General features: G+C 66.6%; 8 protein-coding genes. 6 read left to right on the top strand and 2 right to left on the bottom strand.

The features are described 5' to 3' along the window. Positions 1-243, top strand: a 243-nt coding sequence (locus VEG08_13715; GenBank protein HXZ29045.1) for a hypothetical protein, incomplete at its 5' end; no start/stop codon positions are given. A 3-nt stretch (positions 244-246) separates the two neighbouring features. Here VEG08_13715 and der read toward each other — a convergent pair. Continuing rightward, positions 247-1659, bottom strand: a complete 1413-nt coding sequence (gene der, locus VEG08_13710) for a ribosome biogenesis GTPase Der (protein ID HXZ29044.1) — start codon at positions 1657-1659, stop codon at positions 247-249. A gap of 129 nt (positions 1660-1788) precedes the next feature. Between der and VEG08_13705 the strand changes: the two genes are divergently transcribed. Then, positions 1789-3792, top strand: coding sequence for an ATP-dependent DNA helicase (locus tag VEG08_13705; GenBank protein HXZ29043.1), 2004 nt, complete (start codon positions 1789-1791; stop codon positions 3790-3792). 89 nt (positions 3793-3881) lie between these two features. Here VEG08_13705 and VEG08_13700 read toward each other — a convergent pair whose 3' ends face one another. Then, complete coding sequence (locus VEG08_13700; GenBank protein HXZ29042.1) at positions 3882-4694, bottom strand: CPBP family intramembrane glutamic endopeptidase; 813 nt, start codon at positions 4692-4694, stop codon at positions 3882-3884. Positions 4695-5029: 335 nt separating this feature from the next. On the opposite strand from VEG08_13700, the gene queD reads away from it, so the two are divergent. The 4 genes from queD to VEG08_13680 form a co-directional block, all read left to right on the top strand. Further along, entirely contained in the window at positions 5030-5407 is a 378-nt protein-coding gene (gene queD / locus VEG08_13695; protein HXZ29041.1) for a 6-carboxytetrahydropterin synthase QueD, read from the top strand. Between the two features lie 100 nt (positions 5408-5507). After that, complete coding sequence (locus VEG08_13690; protein HXZ29040.1) at positions 5508-6188, top strand: radical SAM protein; 681 nt, start codon at positions 5508-5510, stop codon at positions 6186-6188. A 162-nt stretch (positions 6189-6350) separates the two neighbouring features. After that, positions 6351-7049, top strand: a complete 699-nt coding sequence (gene queC / locus VEG08_13685) for a 7-cyano-7-deazaguanine synthase QueC (GenBank protein HXZ29039.1) — start codon at positions 6351-6353, stop codon at positions 7047-7049. A 30-nt stretch (positions 7050-7079) separates the two neighbouring features. Further along, positions 7080-7718, top strand: a 639-nt coding sequence (locus tag VEG08_13680) for a hypothetical protein (GenBank protein HXZ29038.1), incomplete at its 3' end; no start/stop codon positions are given.

The following is a 7718-nucleotide window of genomic DNA, read 5'->3' as shown; positions in this document are numbered from 1 at the left end:
GTCAGCGGCCTCGGCCTCTCCTGGAACCCGCTCACCATCGCTGTGGCGGTGGTGCTGGGCGGCCTGGCCCTGCTGGCCCTGCTGTGGCTGATCGCCATGATCAACGTACCCGCCGCCGTCTTCTTCGAAGCCTACCCCGTGCTCTTCCTGTCCGCACGCTATCCCAGGCTCGATGCCCTGCTGCATCCCGCGCCCCCGCCGGCGCCGCCCGCGCCGCCCGCCCCGGCGCCCGCGCCCGCGTGAGGCCTACTCCCGCCCCCGTGTCTTGATCCAGATAGGCGTGCCGGTGAAGCCGAAGGCGCGCCGGAGCTGGTTCTCCAGGAAGCGCTCGAAAGAGAAGTGCAGCTTGACCGCGCGGTCGGTGAAGAGGACAAACGTCGGCGGGGCCACCGCCGCCTGTGTCATGTAGTAGATCTTCACCCGCTTGGACATGGGCACCGAGGCGCGCTGGAAGTCCACCGTCTTGAGGAAGCGGTTGATCTCGCCGGTGGGGACGCGCTTGCGCCGCGCTTCCGCCACCTGCTCCACCAGCGCGAAGAGCTTGTCGGTGCCCTTGCCCGCGGCGGCGGAGACGAAAAGCACGGGCGCATAGGCCAGGAACTTCAGCCCGTCGCGCACCTGGCGCTCATAAAGACTGCGGGCGGCGGGACGCTGGCGATAGGCGGCGGGGCGCGCCGGGTCGTCCGAGGCCGGCGGGCCCACCAGGTCCCACTTGTTGACCACCACGATCACCGAGCGCCCGCTCTCGTGGGCGTAGCCGGCGATGTTGGCATCGAGCGCGGTCACGCCCTCGACCGCGTCCACCACCAGCAGGGCCACGTCGGCGGCCTCCAGGTGCTTGCGCGCCATCACCACCGAGAGCTTCTCCGCCATCAACCTGGTCTTGCCCTTGCGGCGGATGCCGGCGGTGTCGATGAAGCGGAAGCGGTTGCCGCCGCGCTCCACCAGTTCGTCCACCGCGTCGCGGGTGGTGCCAGGGATGGGCGAGACGATAGCGCGCTCGCTCGCCGTCAGCCGGTTCAGCAGCGTGGATTTGCCGACGTTCGGCCGCCCGATGATGGCCACCTTGACCTCGGCCGCAGGCTGCCCCTCCGGGACGGCTTCTTCTTCCTCTTCCCCTTCGTGTTCCTTCGTGTCCTTCGTGGTTATCTTTTCGCAGATGGCCTCGAGCAGTTCCTCCACGCCCAGACCGTGTTCAGCCGAGACCGGGAAGAGTTCCTGGATGCCCAGCCGGCGGAACTCCTCCGCGTAGGGCGCCAGCTTGGGAACATCGATCTTGTTGACCGCCAGGTAGAGCGGCTTGCCAGTGCGCAGCAGCAGCCGCGCCAGCTCCAGGTCGGGCGCGGCCAGCTCGGTGCGCCCGTCCACCACCATGATGACCGCGTCAGCTTCCGCGAGAGCCACCTTCGCCTGGCGGAAGATCTCCGCCGGGATGAGTTCCTTCTCGTCGGGGAGGATGCCGCCGGTATCGATGACGCGCAGGCGCCGCCCCAGCCACTCGCCCGTGCCGTAGAGGCGATCGCGGGTGATGCCGGGCTCGTCGCCCACGATGGCGCGCCGCCGCCCCACCAGCCGGTTGAAGAGCGTGCTCTTGCCCACGTTGGGCCGCCCCACGATGGCCAGGGTGAGGGCGCTTCGAGTTGTGCCTGAAGCCGGCATCGTCCGTTATTCACATTCCGAGCGCGCAGCGCGAGGAAGCCCTATCACCACCATACTCCCTCGTGAGAATAGGGCTCCCTCGCTTCGCTCGGGATGTAGAAAGAGAAAGCTCGTATTATAAAGAGCGCGATGCCTTCCCACGAACCCACCACCGCCGCCCCCGGCTCGCTCTACAGCTTTTTCGCGCCCGGGGGCGTGCTCTCGAAGACGCATCCCGCCTACGAGTTCCGCCGCGGCCAACTGCAGATGGCCGAGGCGGTGGAACAAGCGCTCAAGGAGAAGCGGCACCTGGTGGTCGAGGCCGGAACCGGCACCGGCAAGACCCTGGCCTACCTGCTGCCCGTCCTCCGCTCCGGCCAGCGCGTCATCCTCTCCACCGGCACGAAAACGCTGCAAGAGCAGCTCTTCTACAAGGACATCCCCTTCCTGGAGCGCGCGCTCTTTCCCGGCGGCAGCGGCCATCTGAAGGTCTGCTACATGAAGGGGCGCAACAACTATCTCTGCCGGCAGAAGCTCTACGACCTGCGCGAGCAGCCGGTGCTCAGCGGCCTGGAAGAGATCGACCAGTTCCGGCTGATCGCGGAGTGGGAGCAGCAGACGCCCACCGGCGACCGCGCCGAATTGGCCTCCATCCCCGACAACAGCCTGCTCTGGCCCAAGCTGGACGCGCGCGCCGAGGCCTGCACCGGGCAGAAGTGCCCGCAGTTCGACCGCTGCTTCATCACCGAGATGCACCGCCGCGCGGCGGAGAGCGACCTCATCATCGTCAACCACCACCTCTTCTTCGCCGACCTGGCCATCAAGCAGGCCTCCGAGGGCGCGCCCGACGCCGGCATCCTGCCTGAAGCCGCCGCCGTCATCTTCGACGAGGCCCATGAGCTGGAAGACGTGGCCTCCAGCTACTTCGGGGTCTCGCTCAGCAGCCTGCGCTTCGACGACCTGGCCCGCGACGTGGACAACACCCTGCGCGCCAAGAAGCTCTCCGGCCCGCGGGCGATGCAGGCCGCGGCTAACCTGCGCGAGCGCGCGGCGTTCTTCTTTTCCCTCCTGCCCGCGGGCGAAGGCCGCTTCGCCTTCGACACCCGCCGCGAGTTCCTGGAGGAAAACGGCGAAGAGTACCTGGGCCTGAACAACGCCATCACCCGGCTCTCCACCGAGCTGCGTGCCCTGCCGGAAAAGCCCGAGGAAGTCTTCAACCTCATGCGCCGCTGCGAGGAGCTGGGGGCGCATCTTCACTTCCTCATGGAAGAGAACCCGCGCAACACCGTCTTCTGGATCGAGCGGCGGGGGCGCGGAGGCGAGACAAGGCGCGGCCGCGGCGCCGCCGCCCACGTCTTCCTGCAGGCCACGCCCATCGAGGTCTCCGGCATCCTGCGGCAGACCCTCTTTGAGCCGCTGCAGACGGCGGTGCTAACCTCGGCCACGCTGGCCGTGGGTGGCGGCTTCGACTACATCCGCCGGCGCCTGGGCCTCGACCACGCCCGCGAACTGGTCGTGCCCTCGCACTTCGATTACGAGAAGCAGGCGATGCTCTACGTCCCGCCCAGCCTTCCCGACCCGCGCACCCCGCAGTTCGGTGCGCGCGCAGCCGAGTGCGTCCGCCGCCTGCTCGAGATCACTCGCGGCCGCGCCTTCTGCCTGTTCACCAGCTACGCCCAGATGCGCGACGTCTTCCAGCGCCTGGAAACCGAGCTGGAGTATCCCATGCTTCTGCAGGGCACCGCCCCCAAGAACGCCCTGCTGGAGGAGTTCCGCCAGACCCCAAACGCCGTGCTCTTCGCCACCGCCTCGTTCTGGCAGGGCGTGGACGTGCAGGGCGAGCAGTTGAGCTGCGTGATCATCGACCGCCTGCCCTTCGCCGTCCCCAACGATCCGGTGGTGGCGGCGCGGGTGAAGGCCATCGACGAGGAGGGCGGCAACGCCTTCTACGACTACCAGGTGCCGGCCGCGGTCATCACTCTGAAGCAGGGCTTCGGGCGGCTGATCCGCTCGCTCGAGGACCGCGGCCTGCTGGCCCTGCTCGACAACCGCATCCTCAAGAAGCAGTACGGCCGCGTCTTTCTCGACAGCCTGCCTCCCTACCGCCGCACCGCCGACCTGGCCGAGGTGGAAGCGTTCTTCGGCGCCCGCTGAAAGCGGGCCCTTCCCCCGCTCCGCGAGAAGTCTTTGCCACAGGGCATGCTTGCCAGGCCGCCTCCATCAAACCCCGGAGAGGGAGGGCACTACCGTCCGAGAAAGAGCGGTGCGACGACGTGCAGGACGAGATCGGCGGCGAAGTGAGAGAGCATCGCGGATTCCAGTCCGCGCTTCCAGTACAAGAACCCGAAGATGACGCCCGGAATGCCGTTCAGGAGGACCGCACGCAGAACGACGACCTTGGTCAGCGGCATCAACATCGCCGTGGCCGGCAGGTGGCCAAGACCGAACAGCACCGCCGCGAGAAGGTTGGCGGCCCAGAAGGCCGCGCTGGCCGGCCGCGAAGGAGCGTCGCGGAAGATCTTGCCGAAGATGAACACGAGCAGCGTCATGATGCCGTAGCGCAGGAGGATCTCTTCGTCAATCCCACCGTAGAAGCTCGCCAGGAAAGCCTTCCAGGCCGCGGGAGAGGCCGCTTCCGGGCCGGCGATGTGCGGCAGATGCGTCGCGAAGATCCTGGTGTCGAGGATGACGACCAAGACCGCCGCCATGACTCCCCAGAGCGTGGAGAGGGGCAGGGTTGCGCGCAGCCTCGGGGCCGCCGGCTGGCCGCTCGTCCACGCGCTCAGCAGCGGTGCACCGAGCCCGACTTTGGGCGCCAGCAACATACCCAGGGCTATGAACCCGCCGATCAGGATCGCGTTCTGCACGATCTGGATCGGCACCAGCGCAGCCAGGGGAATGGGCAGAGGATGCTGCTTGAGCAGCGGCCCCTGCATCTCCAGGGCGTAGGGGAACAAGGCCACAACAGCGAGTACGCCGGCGATCTCAAGGGTCCAGAAGAGCCGCCAATTCCACCGTCGTTGCGGAACCGTCGGCGGTAGCGCTGTTGTGTTCATCGGTTCACCTTGGGTCGGCCGGCTCGATCGTGCCCGGGGCTCGGCCACGACTGCGAGCACGACCGCTTGCGATGTTGCAAGCGCAGGGATGCCTGGGACCATTGGACTTCGTCCGACATAAAGATCCAAGCAGGAGTTCATAAAGAGTTCATAGCGGCCACTCTGGGGTGGAGAGCAGGAGAGGCGTGGTACCGCGGCGCCACCGACCTGGCCGAGGTGGAAGAGTTCTTCGGCGCCCGCTGAAATCGCGGCTTTACCCCCTCCGCGCTACAATGGTGGGTCAGAGAGCCGTCGTTGGGCGCTCCCGGCTAAGGGCTAACGGCTAAGAGCTTCTTATGTTCGAGATCACCGTCGAAGACACGTTCGCCGCGGGCCACTACCTGCGTGACTACAAGGGCAAGTGCGAGAAGCCCCACGGCCACAACTACAAGGTGCGGGTCACCATGCACGGCCGCGAGCTCGACCGCGCTGGCCTGCTGGTGGACTTCAAGGACCTGCGCGAGGTCATGCGCGGCGTCATCGAGCGCCTCGACCACCAGATGATCAACGAGCTCGCGCCCTTCACTACCGTGAACCCCTCGGCGGAGAACCTGGCCAAGTATTTTTACGAAGAGACCAACGCGAACCTGATCCGGGCCACCAACGGCCGCGTCAAGGTGAAAGACGTCACCATCTGGGAGACGGACACCACCACGGCGACGTATTTCGAATGATTGAGTGATTGGGTAATCGGGTAATCGACTAATTGGCTCGGACGCCACACCCTCGGCGAAATTACCCGATTACTCAATTACCCAATTACTCAATCTCCCGATGCAAGTGACCGAGATCTTCCGCAGCATCCAGGGCGAGTCCAGCTACGCCGGGCTGCCCTGCCTCTTCGTTCGCCTCACCGCCTGCAACCTGCGCTGCTCCTGGTGCGACAGCGAGTACACCTTCACCGGCGGCCGCAAGATGTCGCTGGACGAGGTGGAGGCGGAGCTGGCGCGCCTGGGCCCGGCCCAGCTGGTCGAGATCACCGGCGGCGAGCCCATGCTGCAGGAGCAGGAAGCCCTGGAACTGATGCGCCGCCTGCTCGCCCGCGGCCACACCGTGCTGCTCGAGACCTCGGGCGAGCGCCCCCTGGCCGCCGTCCCCAAAGAGGTGATCAAGATCGTGGACGTGAAGTGCCCGCACTCGGGCGCCGCCGACACCTTCCGCATGGAGAACCTGCAGGCGGTCGGCGCGCGCGACGAAATCAAGTTCGTGCTCAGCGACCGCGCCGACTACGAGTTCGCCCGCGACTTCACCCGCCAGCACAAGCTGCCCGAGCGCGTGCACTCGGTGATCTTCTCCCCCGCCTTCCGCAAGGATGCCAGCGGCGCGCGCGACGCCCGCCACTGCCTGCTCGATCCCCGGGAATTGGCGGAGTGGATCCTGGCCGACGCCCTGCCCGTCCGCCTCGGCCTGCAAGTGCACAAGTTCATCTGGGATCCGGCGAAGAAGGGGGTGTGACCATTTGTTCATTTCTTGATTTATCGATTTATTGATTTCCAGAGGCCGCCCCTAAGCCCCTGATAAGAAAGGGAAATCGATAAATCAAGAAATGGGAAAATCAACAAGTCTCGCGGGGCAGCGCAGCGCCCCGCGGCGTCATCCTACCTAAGTGAGGGGTCCATGCCCGCGCAAGAAAAGCCGCGCGCCGTCGTTCTCTTAAGCGGAGGGATGGACTCCTGCGTGTGCGCCGCGCTGGCAGCCCGCGATTACCGCCCCGCCGCCCTGCACGTCAGCTACGGGCAGCGTACGGAGGAGCGCGAGCGCCGCGCCTTCCTGGCCATCTGCGACCGCCTGGGCATCGGCGAGCGCCTGCTGCTGCGCAACGAGGCCCTGCGCGCCGTGGGCGGCTCTGCCCTGACCGACGAGAAGATCGCCGTCCCCGAGGCGGGGGAAAAGACGGGCGCCGGCGCCATCCCCGTCACCTACGTGCCCTTCCGCAACGCCCATTTCCTGGCGGCGGCGGTGAGCTGGGCCGAGGTGCTGGGGGCGGAGAAGGTGGTGATCGGCGCGGTCGAGCCCGACAGCTCCGGCTATCCCGACTGCCGTCCCGCCTACTACCGCGCCTTCCAGGAGGTGGTGCGGGCGGGCACCCGCGAGGGCCGCATCGAGGTCCTGACCCCGCTCATCGCCCTGCGCAAAGCCGAGATCGTGCGCCTGGGCCTTGAATTGGGCGCTCCCTTCGATTTAACGTGGTCTTGCTACAGTCGCGAGGACCGCGCCTGTGGCGTATGCGAGAGTTGCGTGCTCCGCCGCCGCGCCTTCCAGGACGCCGGCGCCCGCGACCCCATACCCTACGAATCCGCTGCAGTCGTGCAGTGAGCGGTTGAGGAAGAAGTTCGGAGGCTGGCAATGAAACGCAAGTCGATCATGGCGATCCTGGCGGTGTTGGCGTTGGCCCTGGCGGCGCTGCCCCTGTGGTCGCAACTCGGGGTGACGAACATCGTGCAAGGCAAGGTCACAGGCACCGACGGCAAGCCCGTGGTGGGAGCCGTGGTGAAATTCACCAGCAAGGATGTCAAGCTGCCCAATGGTGACGTCGTGCAGGGTGACGGCCTCACCCATACCGGCAAGACGGACAAGAAGGGTGAGTATACCTTGGCGAACATCCGCTCAGGCTACTACGACGCCGAGGTCGACCTGAACGGCGACGCCATCGACAAGGAGGCGAACATCCTGGTCACTGCCCAGTCCAGCTCGGCGGCCTGCTACGTCCAGAACGGCCTCTGCTACTTCAACATCGACCTCTCCAAGAGGCAGGGCACGGGCGCGATGACCGCGGAGGAGAAGAAGCGCCGCGAGGAGGTCGAGAAGGAGAACGCCAAGATCGGCGACCTCAACGCGCAGTTTCGGGCGGCGGAGGATGCGGAGAAAGCGGGCGACTTCGACAAGGCCATCTCCATCCTGCAGGCCACTGCCCAGGCCTCGCCCACCAGCGACGTCCCCTTCGCCAACCTGGCCCAGGCTTACTTGATGGCCAAGCGCTATCCC

This window comes from Terriglobales bacterium, from assembly GCA_035624475.1.
Taxonomy (GTDB): Bacteria; Acidobacteriota; Terriglobia; order Terriglobales; family Acidobacteriaceae; genus DASPRL01.
Note: the sequence above shows the minus strand (reverse complement) of the source record. Positions and strands in the feature narration are given on the sequence as shown.

Coding starts and splice junctions, on each gene's coding strand:
- queC (HXZ29039.1), top strand. CDS start 6,351: ATGCCCGCGCAAGAAAAGCCGCGCGCCGTCGTTCTCTTAAGCGGAGGG.
- VEG08_13700 (HXZ29042.1), bottom strand. CDS start 4,694: ATGAACACAACAGCGCTACCGCCGACGGTTCCGCAACGACGGTGGAAT.
- queD (HXZ29041.1), top strand. CDS start 5,030: ATGTTCGAGATCACCGTCGAAGACACGTTCGCCGCGGGCCACTACCTG.
- der (HXZ29044.1), bottom strand. CDS start 1,659: ATGCCGGCTTCAGGCACAACTCGAAGCGCCCTCACCCTGGCCATCGTG.
- VEG08_13705 (HXZ29043.1), top strand. CDS start 1,789: ATGCCTTCCCACGAACCCACCACCGCCGCCCCCGGCTCGCTCTACAGC.
- VEG08_13690 (HXZ29040.1), top strand. CDS start 5,508: ATGCAAGTGACCGAGATCTTCCGCAGCATCCAGGGCGAGTCCAGCTAC.